The sequence below is a fragment of the Streptomyces sp. TRM70350 genome, from assembly GCF_019219825.1.
Lineage (GTDB): Bacteria > Actinomycetota > Actinomycetes > Streptomycetales > Streptomycetaceae > Streptomyces.
On record NZ_JAHUXH010000028.1, the window covers coordinates 39,591 to 57,327 of the forward strand.

Consider the following 17,737-nt stretch of genomic DNA (forward strand, 5'->3'; position numbering starts at 1 on the left):
CGGCGCTCAGACCGGTTGCCTGATGCTCTCGATGATGCGGGCGAAGCCCTCCGCTCCGTGGCCCGCGTCGATCTGCCGCTGGACGAGCCGCTGGACCATGGCGACCACCTCGGTGCCGATGCCCTGGGCGGAGCTGGCGGCCAGGATGTCACCGAGGTCGGAGAACTCAAGGCTCTGCTGCCCGCCGACGGTGTAGTCACCGCCGTCGACGACGGTGGCGAACTGCTCGAAGGAGTTGGTCATGGCGGCCATCCAGGGAGTGGCCAGGGCGGCGAACTCACCGGCCGTCACACCGGCCGGCGCGACCATGGCGGCGCCGTGCAGGAATCCGGCGAACATCACGTACATCCCCGCCAGGAGGGCGAGGTCGTACAGGGACGCCAGCCCCGGGTCCTCGCCGAAGTAGGCACTGGTTCCCCACAGTTCGAGCAGGGGCTCGTACTGCCGGAAGACCTCAGCCGACCCGCTGTACAGGAGCGAGGACCCGGGGTGGCCGATCATGTCCGGTACGGCCATGACGCCGCCGTCCAGATACGCGCATCCGGCCCGCTCCGCCCAGGCGGCCAGCTCCCGCGCCTGATCGGGTGACGTCGTGGTGAGGTTCACCAGGGCTCGTCCGGCCAGCTCACCGGCGAGCGGGTCCAGCACCTCGTGGACCGACGCGTGGTCCAGCAGGCAGGCGATCACCAGCCGGCCGGACCGGACCGCGTCGGCGGCCGTGGGGGCGGACCTCGCGCCCTGCGCGACGAGGGCGGCCGCCTTGCCGGGGGAGCGGTTCCAGACCGTCGTCGGGTGACCGGCCTGTACCAGGAGGCCGGCGAGAGCGCTCCCCGTCGCCCCCAGCCCGAGGACGCTGACGTGGACGTTCTCGTGGACGCTGTCGGGAGTGGCCATGTCCGGTTCCCCTCGTGTTGAGCGACGCTTCGCCTCGATCCTCTCGGCTGCCGTTAGGGTTCACCAGTACCGACTAATTAGTGGGGTACTTACCTGGCGGTAAGTACGGCTCAGGGGGTGTCAGTTGGCGGCGTCAGCGCGACGTGGTCCCTACTTCTGCGGCATCGACGCGGCGATGGACGTGGTCGCCGGCAAGTGGAAGTCGCTGATCCTGTGGGAGCTGCACGAGCACGGAACCCGACGGTTCGCGGAGCTCCGGCGAGGTCTGCCCGGGGTCAGCGAGAAGATGCTGATCCAGCATCTGCGGGAGATGGAAGAGGACGGCCTCGTACATCGTGAGGTCTACCGCCAGGTGCCGCCGAAGGTCGAGTACTCCCTGACCGGGCAGGGCGTCTCGCTGAACGCGGCCCTGGCCCCGTTGGCGGCGTGGGGCACCGAACGCATACGGCGGATCGGGGCGGACCCGGTTTCCTTCGACGACGACGCGAAGGCGGGCTGATCCGGACGACAGGGCCCAGCGGTGAGCGGAGCGGACAGGCCCTAGCGGTGAGCGGAGATGAGCAGGGCCAGGTGCCTGCCGGCGATCTGCAGCGGCTCCTTGCTCCTGGACACCTGTGCCGCCAGCTCCGCTCCCTCCAGGGTGCTGATCACCGTGTGGGCCAGGTCCTCGGCCGTCTTCTCGTCGATCCCCGACGCGCGCAGCCGGTCCGCGACCAGCTCGCGCCACCGTGCGAAGGCCCCGGCCGCGGCCGACTGGATGTCCGGCAGGCGGCCGGCCGTGCCCAGCGCGGTGGTCGTGATGGGGCATCCGTCGATCCAGTCCGAGGCGCTGAGGCGCTCGGCGAGGTCGGCGGTGAACGCGGCGATGACCTCGCCGGGATCGCCGTCGCCGTCCAGGGCGGCGTGCAGCCCCGCGGCGAACTCCCGGTCTCCGTGGTCGATCGCGGCCAGAGCCAGCTCCTGCTTCCCGCCGGGGAAGAAGTGGTACACCGAGCCCATGGTGGCCTCGGCCTCCTGCGCGATCTGCTTGAGACCCGTGCCGTCGTAACCTTGCCGCTGCATGAGTCGAGACGCCGCTTGCACGATGCGCTCGCGGGTGCCGAGCGTCTGCTCGGAGGCGTCCGGCGACTGCTTCGTATCCTTTGACGGCGTCTTCTTCACACGGCGAGATTACCAGATAGAGCGTTCATTCCAGAGCTTTGCCGGAGCAGGGGCGGTCCGTCCGAGACCGGACGGACCGCCCCACGGTCACGCCGTCACTCCAGCTCGTCGAGCAACGCGAACAACTCCTCGTCGCTCGCCGACTCCAGATCCGTCTCCGCCGCGGCCCGCTCGCCCGTGCTCGGGCCCTCCAGCAGGCGCAGCAACTCCCGCAGCCGCCCCGCGACCTCGTCGCGCGTCCCGGTGTCCGTCAGGGCCTGGACGCCGTCCCGTACCCGGTCCAGGCCGGCGAGCACCGGATCGGCCGCCGGGCCCTGCTCGGCCTCGATCAGCTCCGCCAAGTGGTGGGCGAGCGCGGTGGGGTTGGGGTAGTCGAAGACGAGGCTTCCGGGCAGTCGCAGTCCAGTGACCCGGCCGAGCTGGTTGCGCAGCTCGACCGCGGTCAGGGAGTCGAACCCCAGGTCCTGGAAGGCCCGCTCCCCGTCGACGGCACCCGGGTCGGGGTGTCCGAGCACGGCCGCGGTCTGGCCGCGTACCAGCTCCACCAGGGCCGTCAGGCGCTCGGCCGCACCCAGGGCCGCCAGTTGCCCCGCCGGCGACGCCCCGCGGTCCTCCGCCGCGGCGGGCGTCCGGCGGCTCGGCGGGACCGCCACGAGGTCGCGCAGGACGGACGGCACCTGGGCGGACCCGCGGCGCGGCGCCGAGCGGTCCAGGCCGGTCACGGCCAGCACCGGCTGCCCGACGGTGAGCGCCGCGTCGAACAGCCTCATCCCCTCCTCGGAACGCAGCGGCCGCAGCCCCAGCCGGGCCAGGCGGCGCAGGTCCGTCTCGCTCAGCCGGCCGCTGATCGTGCTCCGCTCCTCCCACAGGCCCCACGCCAGCGACGTCGCAGGCAGGCCCTGCGCACGGCGATGGTGCGCCAGCGCGTCCAGGAAGGAGTTGCCGGCCGCGTAGTTGGCCTGGCCCGCGGTGCCGATCAGCCCGGCGACCGACGAGTACAGCACGAACGCCGACAGCGGCAGCTCGCGGGTCAGCTCGTGCAGGTTCCACGCCGCGTCGATCTTGGCCCGCACCACCGCGTCCAGGCGGTCCGCGGTCAGCTCGGCGAACACGGTGTCGTCCAGCACTCCGGCGGTGTGCACCACGGCGGTCACCGGGAACTCGTCCGGCACCCGCGCCAGCACACCGGCCAGCGCCTCGCGGTCGGCCGCGTCGCAGGCCGCGAACGTGACCTCGGCCCCCGACCGCCGCAGGTCGGCCGCCAGCTCGGCGGCGCCCGGGGCGGCCTCGCCCCGGCGGCTGAGCAGCAGCAGGCGCCGCGCGCCGTGCTCGGCGACCAGATGCCGGGCCAGCACACCGCCCAGCGTGCCGGTCGCGCCCGTGACCAGCACGGTCCCCTCGTCCCAGCGCGGCGCGGCGTGCGGCTCCTCGAAGCGGGCCCGGGCCAGGCGCGGTACCAGCGGCGTGCCGTCGCGCAGGGCCAGTTGCTCCTCGCCGGTCGCGACGGCGGTCGGCAGCCCGTCCGCCTCGTCGGCGTCGAGGTCGACCAGGACGACCCGGCCGGGGTTCTCCGTCTGCGCGGCCCGGATCAGGCCCCACACCCCGGCGTGCACGAGGTCCGGGACGTCCTCGTCCGGGTCCGTGGCCACGGCACCCCGGGTGACCAGCACCAGCCGCGCGTCGGCCAGTCGCGTGTCGGCGAGGAAGGCCTGCACCCGCTCCAGCACCCGGGACAGCTCGACCCGCGCGAGACCGGCGATGCCCTCCCCGCTCGGCACGCCGGCGGCACCTGCGCCGGCGAGGGACCACAGCACGGTGTCCGCGCCGGCCCTCGCCACCTCCTCCAGGCTCGCGTACGACGTCACCGAGGCGACCGGCGACGGCCCGAGGGCCGCCCACCCGGACGTGTCCACGAAGTCCCCGGGCGGCACCGGCGACCACACCACCGGGAAGAGCCCGTCCCGCCCGGCGTCCGCCGCCCGCAGTGCGTCCCTCGACCACGGCCGCAGCGCCAGGGACTCCACCGACGCCACCGGCACGCCCGCACCGTCCGCCACCGTCAGCGACGCCTCCAGCGTGTCGGCCCCGGTGTCGGCCAGGGTCAGCCGCACCCGCAGGGCCGACGCCCCGACGGCGTGCGCCCGCACCCCCGACCAGGCGAACGGCAGCCGCGCCGGCCCGGACTGCTCCGCCACCTCGGGCAGCAGCGGATGCAGCGCGGCATCGAGCAGCGCGGGATGCAGCAGGTACCGCCCCGCCTGCGCACGCGGCCCGTCGGGCAGCGCCACCTCGGCGAACACCTCGCCCTCGGCCTTGCCCCGCCAGACCCGGCGCAGCCCCCGGAACACCGGGCCGTACGCATAGCCCTGCCCGGCCAGCCGCTCGTACACCCCCTCCAGCGGGATCTCCCGCGCCCCCGCCGGAGGCCACACCACCAGGCCCGGGTCCACGGGCGCCAACCCGCCGTCCGCAGCGGCGAGGACGCCGTGGGCGTGCACCGTCCAGGCGCCGTCCCCGGCGGTCCGCGCGTGGATCTCCAGCGGCCGCCGTCCGGTGCTGTCGGCCTCGCCGACCGTCAGCTGCAGCTGGACGCCGCCGTGTTCGGGCAGCGCCAGGGGCGCGGCGAGGGTCAGGTCCTCGACCAGCCCGGCGCCGAGCTGTTCACCCGCCCGGGCCGCCAGCTCCAGCAGCCCGGTCGCGGGCACCAGGACGACACCGGCGACGGCGTGGTCGGCGAGCCACGGCTGGGTGCGGACCGAGAGCCGGCCCGTGAACAGGAACTCGTCCCGGCCCGCCACGCCCACGGCCGCGCCGATCAGCGGGTGCTCCACCGCCTCCAGGCCGAGCCCGGCGGCGTCGGCGTCCGCGGACGGAGCGTCCAGCCAGTAGCGTTGCCGCGCGAAGGCGTACGTGGGCAGCGGTACCCTGCGGGCGCCGGGAAGGGCGGCGGCCCAGTCGAGCCGGGCGCCCGCCATCCGCAGCGCGGCCAGCGCCGCCACGGCGGTCTCGGGCTCCGGCCGGTTCCGGCGAAGAGCGCAGATCAGCGCGCCGGCCTCCTCGGTGAGCGAGCTTCGAACCAGCGCGGTCAGGGTGCGGTCCGGCCCCAGCTCGACGAAGCGCGTCACCCCCTGGTCCTCCAGGCAGCGCACGCCGTCGTGGAAGCGGACGGCCTGACGGATGTGCCGCACCCAGTAGTCGGGCGACGTCAGCTCCTCGTCCGTGGCCAGGTCGCCGGTGACGTTGGAGACGATCGGGATGCGCGGCGCGCGGAAGTCGAGTCCTTCGGCGACGGCCCGGAACTCCGCCAGTACCGGGTCCATGTGGGGGGAGTGGAAGGCGTGACTGACCGTCAGCCGGGTGACGCGGGCCCCGCGCTCCCGCCAGGCCCGTGTGAACGCGTCCACCGCGGGCGCGTCCCCGGAGACCACCACGGACCGCGGCCCGTTGACCGCGGCGACGGCGAGTACGTCGTCGTCGCGGGCGTCGAGCGACTGCCGCACCTCCTCCTCGCTCGCCTCGACCGCGGCCATCGCGCCGCCCGCCGGCGCGGACTGCATCAGTCGGCCGCGTTCGGCGACCAGCACCGCCGCGTCCGCCAGGTCCAGGACGCCCGCCACGTGCGCGGCGGCGACCTCGCCGACGGAGTGGCCGAGCAGGACGTCGGGCGTCACGCCGTGGTGCTCGAACCACCGGAACAGCGCCACCTCCACCGCGAACAGCGCGGCCTGGGTGAAGACGGTCTGGTCCAGCAGCGCACCCTCGGCCGACCCCTCCGCCGCGAAGAGCACGTCCTTGAGCGGCCGGGACAGGGACCGGTCGAGCGCGTGGCACACGTCGTCCAGGGCACGGGCGAACACCGGCGAGGCGGCGTACAGCTCCCGTCCCATGCCGAGCCGCTGGCTGCCCTGCCCGGTGAACAGGAAGGCGGTACGGCCGGGCTGGGCCCGCCGGCCCAGCACGACGGCGGGGGAGGAGCCGCCGTCCGCCAGCGCCCCGAGTCCGTCCAGGAGCGCGTCCCGCCCGGAGGCGACGACGGCCGCGCCGTGATCGAGCACTGCGCGCTCGGTGGCCAGGGAGTAGCCGACGTCCGCGGGTGCCAGCTCGGGGTGCTCGGTCACATGGGCGTACAGGCGCGCGGCCTGGCGGCGCACCGCGTCCTCGGTACGGCCCGAGACGATCCACGGCACCGCCTGGGCTGCGGCCGCGGTGTGCTGCCCGGGCGCGTCGAGTTCACGGGACGCGCCCCGCTCCCCGGCCGGCTCCGGCACATGCTCGATGACCACGTGCGCGTTGGTTCCGCTGATGCCGAACGACGAGATGCCCGCGCGGCGCGGCCGGCCGGTGTCCGGCCAGGGCCGGGCCTCGGTGAGCAGCGCCACCGCGCCCGAGTCCCAGTCGATGTGCCGCGACGGCTCGTCGACGTGCAGCGTCCTGGGCAGCACACCGTGCCGCATCGCCTGCACCATCTTGATGATGCCGCCGACACCGGCCGCGGCCTGGGCGTGCCCGATGTTCGACTTCAACGACCCCAGCCACAGCGGCCGTTCGGACGTGTGTTCCTGCCCGTAGGTGTTCAGCAGCGCCTGGGCCTCGATCGGGTCGCCCAGCGTGGTGCCGGTGCCGTGCGCCTCCACCACGTCCACGTCCGCGGCGCCGAGCCGGGCGCTCGCCAGGGCCTGGCGGATGACCCGCTCCTGCGAGGGGCCGTTCGGTGCCGTCAACCCGTTGCTGGCGCCGTCCTGGTTGATCGCCGTGCCCCGGACCACGGCCAGGACCCGGTGCCCGCGGCGCCGGGCGTCGGAGAGCCGTTCCACCAGCAGCAGTCCGACGCCCTCCGACCAGCCGGTGCCGTCGGCCGACGCCGCGAACGCCTTGCAGCGGCCGTCGGCGGACAGGCCCCGCTGCCGCGAGAACTCCACGAACGTCGTCGGCTGGGCCATCACCGTCACCCCGCCGGCCAGCGCCAGATCGCATTCCCCGCCGCGCAGCGCGTTCGCCGCCAGGTGCAGTGCCACCAGGGACGACGAGCACGCGGTGTCCACCGTCACCGCCGGGCCCTGCAGGCCGTAGGTGTACGCCACCCGGCCGGAGAGCACGCTGGAGAGGTTGCCCGCGAGCAGGAAGCCCTCGAACTCGCCGGGCGCGGCGGCCACGCGGGCCGCGTAGTCGTCGTACATCGCTCCGGTGAAGACCCCCGTGGCGCTGCCGCGCACCGTGGCCGGGTCGATGCCGGCGCTCTCGAACGCCTCCCAGGCGGTCTCCAGCAGCAGCCGCTGCTGCGGGTCGGTGGCCGTCGCCTCCCGGGGCGACATGCCGAAGAACTCGGGGTCGAACAGGTCCGCTTCGTGCAGGAAGCCGCCGTGCCGGGTGTAGCTCGTCCCCGGCCGTTCCGGGTCCGGGTCGTACAGGCCGTCGAGGTTCCAGCCGCGGTTGACCGGGAACTCGCTGACCGCGTCCACCCCGTCGGCGACCAGCCGCCACAGATCCTCCGGCGACGACACCCCGCCCGGGAAACGGCAGGCCATCCCCACGATCGCGATCGGCTCGTCGGACGGGCCCGCGATCCGGGCCGGCCCGGCGGCCGCCGGGGTCTCGGCCGCCACGGCACGGGTGAGCAGGAACGCGGCCACGGCACGTGGCGCCGGATGGTCGAAGACCAGGGTGGTCGGCAGCCGGAGCCCGGTGGCCCGGCCGAGCCGGTTGCGCAGCTCGACCCCGGCCATCGAGTCGAACCCGAGGTCGTTGAAGGCCCGGTCGGGGGCGACCGCGGACGCCTCGGCGTGGCCGAGGACGGCGGCGACCGTGGCGCGGACCAGGTCGAGGACCGCGTCCTCCCGCTCGTCCTCGGGCAGTGCGGCCATCCGGCCCGCCCAGTCCGACCCCGCCGGCCCGTCCGGGCCGGTCCGCGCGGTGCGGCGGGCCCGGGCGGGCAGCAGGTCGCGGAAGAGGGCGGGCGGATCGCCCGCGGCGAGGCGGTCCGGCCGCAGGGTCACCGGGGCGAGCAGCGGCGTGTCGGTGGACAGGGCGGCGTCGAAGAGGGCCAGGCCCGCCTCCGGGGCGAGCGGCGGCAGTCCGGCCCGTTCCCAGCGGGCGCGTTCGGCCTCGGTGAGGGTGGCGCCCATGCCGTGCCGGGCGTCCCACAGGCCCCAGGCGAGCGAGGTCGCGGGCAGGCCGTGGGCGCGGCGGTGCTGCGCCAGCGCGTCCAGGTAGGCGTTGGCGGCCGCGTAGTTGGCCTGTCCCGCGGTGCCGGTGAGCCCGGAGATCGAGGAGAAGAGCACGAAGGCCGTCAGGTCCAGGCCTTCGGTCAGTTCGTGCAGGTGCCGGGCGGCGTCCGCCTTCGGCGCCAGGACGTGCTCCAGCTGCTCGGGGGTGAGGGACAGGGCGGTGGCGTCGTCCAGGACGCCCGCGGTGTGCACCACGGCGGTCAGGGGACGCTCCGGCGGGATGGACGCCAGCAGCGCGGCGAGCGCCGCCCGGTCGGCGACGTCTGTGGCCTCGATCCGTACGGAGGCGCCCGACGCACCCAGTTCCGCGGCGAGTTCCCGCGCGCCGGGCGCGTCCGGGCCGCGACGGCTGGTGAGCAGCAGATGGCGCACCCCGTGCTCGGCGACCAGATGCCGGGCGAACAGGGCGCCGAGGCCGCCGGTGCCGCCCGTGACCAGAACCGTGCCGTCACCGCCCAGGCGGCGGGGAGTCCCGTCGGCGGTGGCCGGGGTCAGCCGGGGCGCCCTGACCTGTCCGCCCCGGACGGCGGTCTGCGGCTCGCCGCAGGCGAGGGCGGCGGCCAGTTCCTCGGCCGGGCCGGTGCCGGCCGGGTCGAGGTCGACCAGCAGCAGACGGTCCGGGTGCTCGGACTGCGCCGAGCGGACCAGCCCCCACACGGGAGCCGCGGCGAGATCGGTGACGTCCTCGCCGGGCAGGACGCCCACCGCCCCGGACGTCACCACGGCCAGCCGGGTCTCGGCGAACCGCTCGTCGGCCAGGAACTCCTGCACCAGGCCCAGCGTGCGCCGTACGGCCTCGTGCCCCGCGCCGCCCGGCACCCGTGCGACGACGACCTCGGCGGGCTCCACCCCGGCGAGGCCTTCGCCGGCCGTCGCCCACGCCGGCCGCGGCCGGTCGGCCGGCACCTCGACGACCGGCCAGTGGACCGCGTACATCGAACCGGCGACGGCGCGCGGCGCCGCGGTCAGCCGGTCCGTGGCGACGGGTCGCAGCGTGAGGGAGTCCACCTCGGCGACGGGCGCGCCGGTGGCGTCGGCGAGCAGCAGGCTGACGGTGTCGGTGCCCTGCGGGCGGATCCGCGCCCGCAGTGTCGTGGCACCGGCGGCGTGCAGCGCGACACCGGACCAGGCGAAGGGCAGCCGGATGCGGCCGGGGTCGCCGTCGGACGCGGCGTCCAGCACCAGCGGGTGCAGCACGGCGTCCAGCAGCGCGGGGTGCACGGTGAAGCGGTCGGCCCCGTCGGCCTGGTTCCCGGGCAGCCGCACCTCGGCGTAGACGTCCCGCTCGCCGCGCCAGACCGCTGTCAGCCCCTGGAAGGCCGGACCGTAGCCGTAACCGAGCGCGGCGAGGCGGTCGTAGACGCCGTCGAGCGGTTCCGGCACGGCGTCGGCGGGCGGCCACTGGGCCAGTCCCTCGCCGGTTTCGGGCTGCCGGCCGCTCAGCACGCCGGAGGCGTGCCGGGTCCACTGCCGCGCGGCTGCCTCGCGGGTGTCCGGGCCGGCGTGCACGGTGAAGGCGCGGCGGCCCTCGGAGTCCGGGGCGCCGACGCTCACCTGCACGCGCGTGGCCTCGACCCGGCCCAGCGGCAAGGGCGCCTCCAGGGTGAGGTCCTCCACATGCGGCGCCCCCAGATGGTCGCCCGCGGCGACGGCGAGTTCGAGGAACGCGGTGGCGGGCAGCAGCACGGTGCCGGCGATGGCGTGGTCCGCCAGCCAGGGCTGGCCCGACAGGGAGATACGGCCGGTCAGGACGGCGTCCTCGCGCTCCGCCGGCTCCAGGGACGTGCTCAGCAGCGGATGTCCGGCCGGGTCCAGGCCCAGGCTGCGGGCGTCGGCGGACGGCTGCGGGGCGAGCCAGAACCGCTCCCGCTGGAAGGCGTACGTGGGCAGGTCGGCCCGGGCCGCGCCGGGGAAGAAGGTCGTCCCGTCCAGCGGGGCACCGGCGACGTGCGCACGCGCGAGGCCCAGGGCCACACCGAGGGCTTCGGGGTGGCCCGGGCGCAGCAGCGGTACGGCGGTGACCGCGGCGTCCCCGGCGGCGCTCTGCGCCAACGCGGTCAGCACGGCGTCGGGGCCGGTTTCGACGAAGACCGTGACGCCCTGGCGCAGAAGCTCCCGGGCGGCGTTCAGGAAGTGGACGGTCGCCCGGATCTGTCCGCTCCAGTAGCCGGGCGACATGAGCTGCTCGGCCGTGGCCGGCTCACCGGTCACCGTCGAGACGACCGGTATCCGGGGCGGGTGGAACTCCAGCCCGGCGGCCACCTCGTGGAACTCGTCGAGGACGGCGTCCATGTGGGGTGAGTGGAAGGCGTGGCTCACCTTGAGCGCGGTCGTCCTGCGCCCTCGTGCCCGCCAGGCGGCGGCGACCTCCTCGACCGCGGCGGCATCACCGGAGACGACCACCGAGCGGGGGCCGTTGACCGCGGCGATGCTCATCTCCCGTTCCCGGCCTGCCAGCGAGGCCAGTATCTCTTCCTCGGTGGCCTGGACGGCGACCATGGCACCGCCGGGGGGAGCCGCCTGCATCAGGCGGGCGCGTGCGGCCACCAGGACCGCGGCGTCCCGGAGGGAGAGCACTCCTGCGGCATGAGCCGCGGCCAGCTCGCCGACGGAATGGCCGGCCAGCACGTCCGGCGTCACACCGTGATGCGTCAGCAGCCGGAACAGCGCCACCTCCACCGCGAACAGCGCGGGCTGGGTGTAGCTCGTCTCGTCCAGCAGCGCCGCGTCCGCGCTGCCCTCCTCCGCGAACAGCACATCGCGCAGCGGACGCTCCAGCCGGCCGTCGAACGCGGCGAACACCTCGTCGAGCGCCGCGGCGAACACCGGGTGCGCCGCGTACAGTTCCCGCCCCATGCCCAGGCGCTGCGCGCCCTGACCGGTGAAGAGGAACGCGGTGCGGCCCGCTGCGGCGGTGCCCACGACCACGTTCGGACGTCCGGCGCCGGTGCCCTCGGCCAGCGCGCCGAGCGCGTCGAGCCGCTCCGCGAGGCTGCCCCCGACGATGGCCGCCCGGGCCTCGAACGCCGTACGGGTGGCGGCCAGGGACCAGCCGACCGACGCCGGGTCGGCGCCCTCGTCCAGGTGCGCGCGCAGCTTGCCCGCCTGGGCGCGCAGAGCCGGCTCGTCGCGGGCGTACAGCAACCAGGGCGCCGGGATGGCCGACGCGGCCGGTGCCGGGGGGACGCCGTCCTGCTCCGCCTCCGTGGCGGGGTCGTACTCGAGGACGACATGGGCGTTGGTGCCGCTGATGCCGAACGAGGAGACGGCGGCGCGGCGGACCGTTCCGTCGCCGGGCCACGGCCGGGCCGAGGTCAGCAACTCCACCGCACCCGCGGACCAGTCCACGTGCGGTGTCGGCTCGTCGACATGCAGGGTCCTGGGCAGCACGCCGTGGCGCATCGCCTGCACCATCTTGATCACACCACCGACACCGGCCGCAGCCTGGGCGTGGCCGATGTTCGACTTCAGCGAGCCCAGGTACACCGGCTCACGTCCCTGCCGGCCGCTGCCGTAGGTGGCGAGCAGCGCCTCGGCCTCGATCGGGTCGCCGAGTGTGGTGCCGGTCCCGTGTGCCTCCACCGCGTCCACGTCCGCGGTCGTCAGCCGGGCGTCGGCCAGGGCCTGGCGGATGACGCGCTGCTGGGCGAGGCCGCTCGGCGCGGTCAGGCCGTTGCTGGCGCCGTCCTGGTTGACGGCGGAGCCGCGGACGACCGCCAGCACCCGGTGGCCGTTCCTGCGGGCGTCCGACAGCCGCTCGACCACCAGCATGCCCACGCCCTCGCCCCAGCCGGTGCCGTCGGCCGCCGCGGCGAACGACTTGCAACGCCCGTCGGACGCCAGGCCCCGTTGCCGGGAGAACTCCACGAACATGCCCGGCGAGGACATCACGGCCGCACCGCCGGCCAGTGCGAGGCTGGTCTCCCCGGAACGCAGGGAACGTATCGCCAGATGCAGCGCGACCAGCGAGGACGAGCAGGCCGTGTCGGCGGTGACGGCGGGCCCGACCAGCCCCAGCTGGTAGGCGATGCGGCCCGACATGACACTGGCCGTGCTGCCGGTCAGCATGTTGCCCTGCACGCTCGGCGGCGCGTCCTGCAGGCGCGGGCCGTACTCCAGCGACGTGGCGCCCACGAAGACGCCGGTGCGGCTGCCGCGCAGCGTGTCGGGGCGCAGCCCGGCCCGCTCGACGGCCTCCCACGCGGTCTCCAGCAGCAACCGCTGCTGCGGGTCCATGCCGAGCGCCTCACGCGGCGAGATCCCGAAGAACGCCGCGTCGAAATCGCCCGCGTCGTGCAGGAATCCACCCCGGCGCACCGAGCTCTTGCCCTGCTGGGCGGGATCCGGGTCGTACAGACCCTCGTCCCAGCCGCGGTCGTCGGGAAAGGCCGACACGGCGTCGACTTCCTCCCGCACCAGCCGCCAGAGGTCCTCGGCAGTGGCGACCCCGCCGGGGTAGCGGCAGGCCATGCCGATGATGGCGATCGGCTCACCTTCCTCGGCGGCCCGGGCGGCGCCCTCCTCCTCTGCCGCGGCACCGCCCAGCACCGCGGCCTCGATGAACTCGGCCAGCGCCTGCGGCGTGGGGTGGTCGAACAGCAGCCCGGTGGGCAGGGCCAGCCCCGTGGCGGAGGCCAGGGAGGTCCGCAGCTCCGTGGTCATCAGAGAGCTGAAGCCCAGCTCCCGGAACGGCAGGTGCGGATCGACGCGCTCGTCGCCGGCGTACGCGAGGACGGCCCTGATGTGCTCGTCGACCAGTTCGGTGACCAGCCGCCGCCGTGCCGGGGCGGAGAGCCCGGCCAGGCGGGCTCCGAGCTCGCCGCGCGGATCGGCGGCGGCCTCGTCGCCGTCGCCGTAGGACGGCCCGCCGGTGACGTCCGCCGGGTCCGGCGGGAGCGACGGGGACATGGGCCGGGGCGCGCGCACCGGGCCCTCCAGCCAGTACCGCCTGCGCTGGAAGGCGTAGGTGGGCAGCGCGACCCGCCGCGCGCCGGAGCCCGCGTAGGCGGCGGCCCAGTCCACCTCGGCGCCCCGCACGAACGCCGTGGCCACAGCGGTCAGCACCGCCTGCGGCTCGGGGCGGTCGCGGCGCAGCGCGGACACCGCGGACACCTCCGCGGCGGCCTCCTGTCGCGCTCCCGGTGCCTGCGCCGTCTCCAGGGCCGGCGGGGTGAGGACGCTGTCGGGTCCCACCTCGATGAACGTCGTCACGCCGTGGTCGGTGAGCGTCCGCACCGCGTCGGCGAAGCGGACCGTCCCGCGCAGCTGGTCGGCCCAGTAGCCGGCGGTGCGCAGCTCGTCGCCGGCGGCCACGCGACCGGTCAGCGTCGAGACGACGGGCACCTCGGGCGCGTGGTAGGCCGGCCGGCCCGCGGCGTCCCGGAACTCGTCGAGGATCCCGTCCATGTGCGGGGAGTGGAAGGCGTGGCTGACGGTCAGCCGCCGGGTCCTGCGGCCCCGCCGCGCGAGTTCCTCCACGACCGCGTCGACCGCGTCGGGGTCGCCGGAGATCACCGTGGCGCCCGGCGCGTTGACGGCGGCGACGGCCACTTCGTGAGCGCGCCCTTCCAGCGCGGCCGTGACCTCCTCCTCGGCCGCCTGCACGGCGACCATCACACCGCCCGCGGGAGCGGACTGCATCAGCCGGGCCCTGGCCGCCACCAGCGCGGCCGCGTCGTTCAGGTCCAGCACCCCGGCCACATGGGCGGCGGCCAGTTCGCCGATGGAGTGACCGGTGACGAAGTCGGGGCGCAGCCCGAACGACTCCAGCAGCCGGTACGTCGCCACCTCGACCGCGAACAGGGCGGGCTGGGTGTACGCGGTCTCGTCCAGGCCCTGCCCGGTGCGGATGATCTCCGCCAGGGGCCGCTCCAGGTGGGGGTCCAGTGAGGCGGCGACGGTGTCGAACGCGGCGGCGTACGCCGGGTAGGCCGCGTACAGTTCCCGTCCCATGCCGACGCGTTGGGCGCCCTGCCCGGTGAACAGGAACGCCGTCCTGCCGGGACCGGCCACGCCCGTCACCACGCCGGGCGCGGTGCGGCCGGCCGCCAGTGCCCCGACCCCCTCCACGAGTCCCGGCGCGTCGGTGCCCAGGACGACGGCGCGGTGGCGGAACACCGTGCGGGTCGTGGCCAGGGACCACCCGACGTCGACCGGCGACAGCGCGTCCGCGTCCGCCGCGTGGGCGTGCAGGCGCTGCGCCTGGGCCCGCAGGGCGTCCTGCCCGGTGCCGGTGACGACCCACGGCAGGACGGCCTGCGCGGGCGCGGGGAGCTCCTGGGCGGTGTCGGCGGGCCGCGAGCCCTCGGTGACCACGACATGGCAGTTGGTGCCGCCCATGCCGAACGAGCTGACGCCCGCCACCAGCGGCCGGTCCGCGCGGGGCCATGGCGTCAGCTCGCGCTGCACGGACAGCCCCAGCTCGTCGAGCGGGATGCGGGGATGGGGCACGGCGAAGTTCAGGCTCGGCGGCAGCTGCCGGTGGTGCAGGCTGAGCAGCACCTTGATCAACCCGGCGATGCCCGCCGCGCCCTCCAGGTGACCGATGTTGGTCTTGACCGATCCGACGCGCAGCGGCTCGGCCCCCGGGCGCTTGGTGCCGAGGGCGTCGCCGAGCGCGGCGGCCTCGATGGGATCGCCCACGGGCGTGCCCGTGCCGTGCAGTTCGACGTACTGCACCTCCTCGGGGCGCAGGCCCGCCCGCTCGCGGGCGGCCCGCAGCACCTGCTGCTGCGCCTCCCCGCTGGGCACGGTCAGGCCGTCGGTGGCGCCGTCGTTGTTCACCGCGCTGCCACGGATGACGCCGTAGATCCGGTCCCCGTCGGCGTGCGCCTGTCGCAGCGGCTTCAGGACGACGACACCGGCCCCTTCGCCGGGGACGAAGCCGTTGGCACGGGCGTCGAAGGTGTAGGTCACGCCGTCGGGGGACAGGGCGCCGAACCGCTCCTCCGTGACGGTGTGCTCCGCGAGGAGGTTGAGGTTCACACCGGCGGCGATGGCCGCGGTGGACTCGCCGCGGCGCAGGCTCTCGCAGGCCAGGTGAACGGCGACCAGCGAGGAGGACTGGGCGGAGTCCACGGTCAGGCTCGGGCCGCGCAGCCCCAGCAGGTGCGAGACGCGGTTGGCGATCACACCGCGGTTCACACCGGTCATGGTGTGCTGGGTGAGCGCCTCGGTACCGTGCTGGTACAGCAGGCTGGTGTAGTCGTCGCGCAGGGTGCCCACGAACACGGCGGTCCGGCTGCCCCGGAGCGACGCCGGGACGATGCCGGCGTCCTCCAGCGCCTCCCAGGCCAGCTCCAGGACGAGGCGCTGCTGGGGATCCATGGACGCGGCCTCGCGTGGCGAGACGGAGAAGAACGCGGCGTCGAAGTCGCCGACGGCGTCGAGGAATCCGCCGCGGCGGACCGCCGCGGGCGCGTGGTCGTCCCACCGGCCGGGCGGCACGTCGGCGATGGCGCAGGCGCCGTCGCTCAGCAGTCTCCAGAAGGCCGTGGGTCCGTCGGCCCCGGGAAGCCGGCAAGAGATACCGACGACGGCCACCGGCTCGTCCCGCTGGATACGACCGTCGACTTCTGCCTGAGTGCGCTCACTCGTCATGGACTTCGGCGACCTTTCATAACTGGATTACTCCGAGCCAATGAACCCGTACCGCGGCGGGGCGGCAGGGCCTCCAATGTCGGGCCACGCGGCAGTAATCGCCGCAGTAATCGGCTTGCTGCGCCGTAATCACGCGGAGTCGGAGGGAATTCGGCGCGGCAAAAAGAGAAGAGGCCGTCGTCCGGTCCGCACGGCGCGGACCGGACGACGTACGCTCAGGCGGGGATGGCCAACCGGTGTGCTCCGTGCTCGCGCAGGATGGTGCACACGTCGGTCAGAGCGCGCTCCAGGCGGTCGATCTCCTCGTTCGTCAGCAGCAGGGAGGGCTCGAAACGAAGGGTGTTCACGGCGCTCGCGGTGGGGAACGTGCGGATGTGGTGGCCGTGCAGGAGGTGTCCGGCGATCACGTAACCGAACATGTGGGACCGCGCGGCCTCCCGGAACACCTGGTCCTCGGCGTCCGACTGGTCGTGGAACTCCAGCCCGAGCATCAGCCCTCGGCCCCGCACTTCCTTGGCGACGTCGGGAAAGGCGGAGCACACCCGTTCGAGCATCGCCCGCAGGGCGGCGCCCCGCTCCGCCGCCTGGCGGTAGGCCCGCCCGCCGTCGGCTTCCAGGAGTTCCAGCACCTTGAGGGCGATGTGGCAGGAGAAGCTGTCCTTGGCGAAGGTCGAGCTGTGCACGAGTTCGAAGTCCGCCCGGTACCTGCCCTGGCGCACCAGCATCACCGACATCTTCGCGATGCCACCGCCCAGGGACTTGGCGAGGACGTAGTAGTCGCCGCGCAGCCCGATGGCCGAGCCGGCCAGCAACGCGCCGGTTCGGCCCGTACCGCTCTGGATCTCGTCGATGACGAGAGGACAGCCCGACGCCCGGCTGAACTCCTGGATCTCACGGGCGAACTCGGCGGTCAGCACATGGATGCCGCCCTCGCCCTGGATCGGCTCCAGCAGGAAGGCGCAGAAGGGGTAGTGGTCCTGGGCCACGACGCGCACTCGACCGTCCTCGTGCGCGAGCCGCAGCAGAGTGCCCCGCTCGTCCGCGAGCAGCTCCTCCAGGACGTCCGGACGGTCCCTGGGCACGAACCTGGTCCGCGCGCCGAGCGCGGAGAACGGGCTGCGGTAGGCCTCGTTGTGGGTCAGTTGCACACTGCCGACCAGCTTTCCGTGAAAGCCCGCCTCCAGCGCCACGAACACCGGCGCCTTCCCGCTCTGCGCCGCGTTCCGGCGGGTGATCTCGGCGATGACGAGCTCCAGGCCCTCCTCGTCCGAGCCGGCACGCGGCAGCGCCACACGTTCGTAGACGTCGTCCGGTACGGTCGCCAGGCCGAGCTTGACCGCGGTCCGGACGCTCTCGACACTCGCCTCGATCTCCGCCAGCACCTCCGACAGCCGCATCACGCGGTCCATCTCGGCGTGCTTGACCGCGGCTTCGACGGCCTCCGCGCCGCTGTTCGCGAAGGTCGCGTAGTAGGGCTCGTCGGTGCCGAGTTCCCTGTGCATGATCCGGTTCAGTTCGGCGGCCAGCCGATTGGCGTAGGGGTGGGAGGAGAACTGCGCGTGCACGGCTGTCTGCTCATCCAGGAGTTCACGCGCGTACGCCACGATGTCGGGGTGGTTGTGTCCAAAGATCAGTGACCCGTAACCGCCGGCGTAGTCGAGCACCGGTATCTCGCCGCCGTCCTGTCCTCGGCGATAGATGATGTTCCCCTGGGCCCGGGTGTATTCCACGTCCAGGCCGGCCGTCGAAAGGAGCTTGCGCAGATTGGGTTCGGCGAGCTCGGCCGCAGTCGTCTGAGAATTCATGCTGCTCCTAGTCACCGGGCCATCCTGTTCCTGCCTGTCCCAGCGGTCGGTCAC

Annotated in this window: 5 protein-coding genes; 1 reads left to right on the plus strand and 4 read right to left on the minus strand. The window is 74.5% G+C overall.

Annotated features, from left to right (window positions below):
- Positions 1-6: 6 nt before the first annotated feature.
- On the minus strand, positions 7-894 hold the full coding sequence (locus KWI83_RS30100; RefSeq protein WP_218517537.1) for an NAD(P)-dependent oxidoreductase: 888 nt from the start codon (positions 892-894) through the stop codon (positions 7-9).
- A 124-nt stretch (positions 895-1,018) separates the two neighbouring features.
- Between KWI83_RS30100 and KWI83_RS30105 the strand changes: the two genes are divergently transcribed.
- On the plus strand, positions 1,019-1,393 hold the full coding sequence (locus KWI83_RS30105) for a helix-turn-helix domain-containing protein (protein ID WP_218517538.1): 375 nt from the start codon (positions 1,019-1,021) through the stop codon (positions 1,391-1,393).
- 41 nt (positions 1,394-1,434) lie between these two features.
- On the opposite strand, the gene KWI83_RS30110 is transcribed toward KWI83_RS30105, so the two are convergent.
- From KWI83_RS30110 to KWI83_RS30120, 3 genes are all read right to left on the minus strand, one after another.
- On the minus strand, positions 1,435-2,055 hold the full coding sequence (locus KWI83_RS30110) for a TetR/AcrR family transcriptional regulator (RefSeq protein WP_374106407.1): 621 nt from the start codon (positions 2,053-2,055) through the stop codon (positions 1,435-1,437).
- 95 nt (positions 2,056-2,150) lie between these two features.
- Positions 2,151-15,878, minus strand: a complete 13,728-nt coding sequence (locus KWI83_RS30115) for a type I polyketide synthase (protein WP_218517540.1) — start codon at positions 15,876-15,878, stop codon at positions 2,151-2,153.
- Positions 15,879-16,093: 215 nt separating this feature from the next.
- Positions 16,094-17,683, minus strand: a complete 1,590-nt coding sequence (locus KWI83_RS30120; protein ID WP_218517541.1) for an aspartate aminotransferase family protein — start codon at positions 17,681-17,683, stop codon at positions 16,094-16,096.
- Between the last annotated feature and the right edge of the window lie 54 nt (positions 17,684-17,737).

Excerpts from the sequence above, each read along its gene's own strand:
- KWI83_RS30100 (WP_218517537.1), bottom strand. The coding sequence starts at position 894 with ATGGCCACTCCCGACAGCGTCCACGAGAACGTCCACGTCAGCGTCCTC.
- KWI83_RS30115 (WP_218517540.1), bottom strand. The coding sequence starts at position 15,878 with ATGACGAGTGAGCGCACTCAGGCAGAAGTCGACGGTCGTATCCAGCGG.
- KWI83_RS30120 (WP_218517541.1), bottom strand. The coding sequence starts at position 17,683 with ATGAATTCTCAGACGACTGCGGCCGAGCTCGCCGAACCCAATCTGCGC.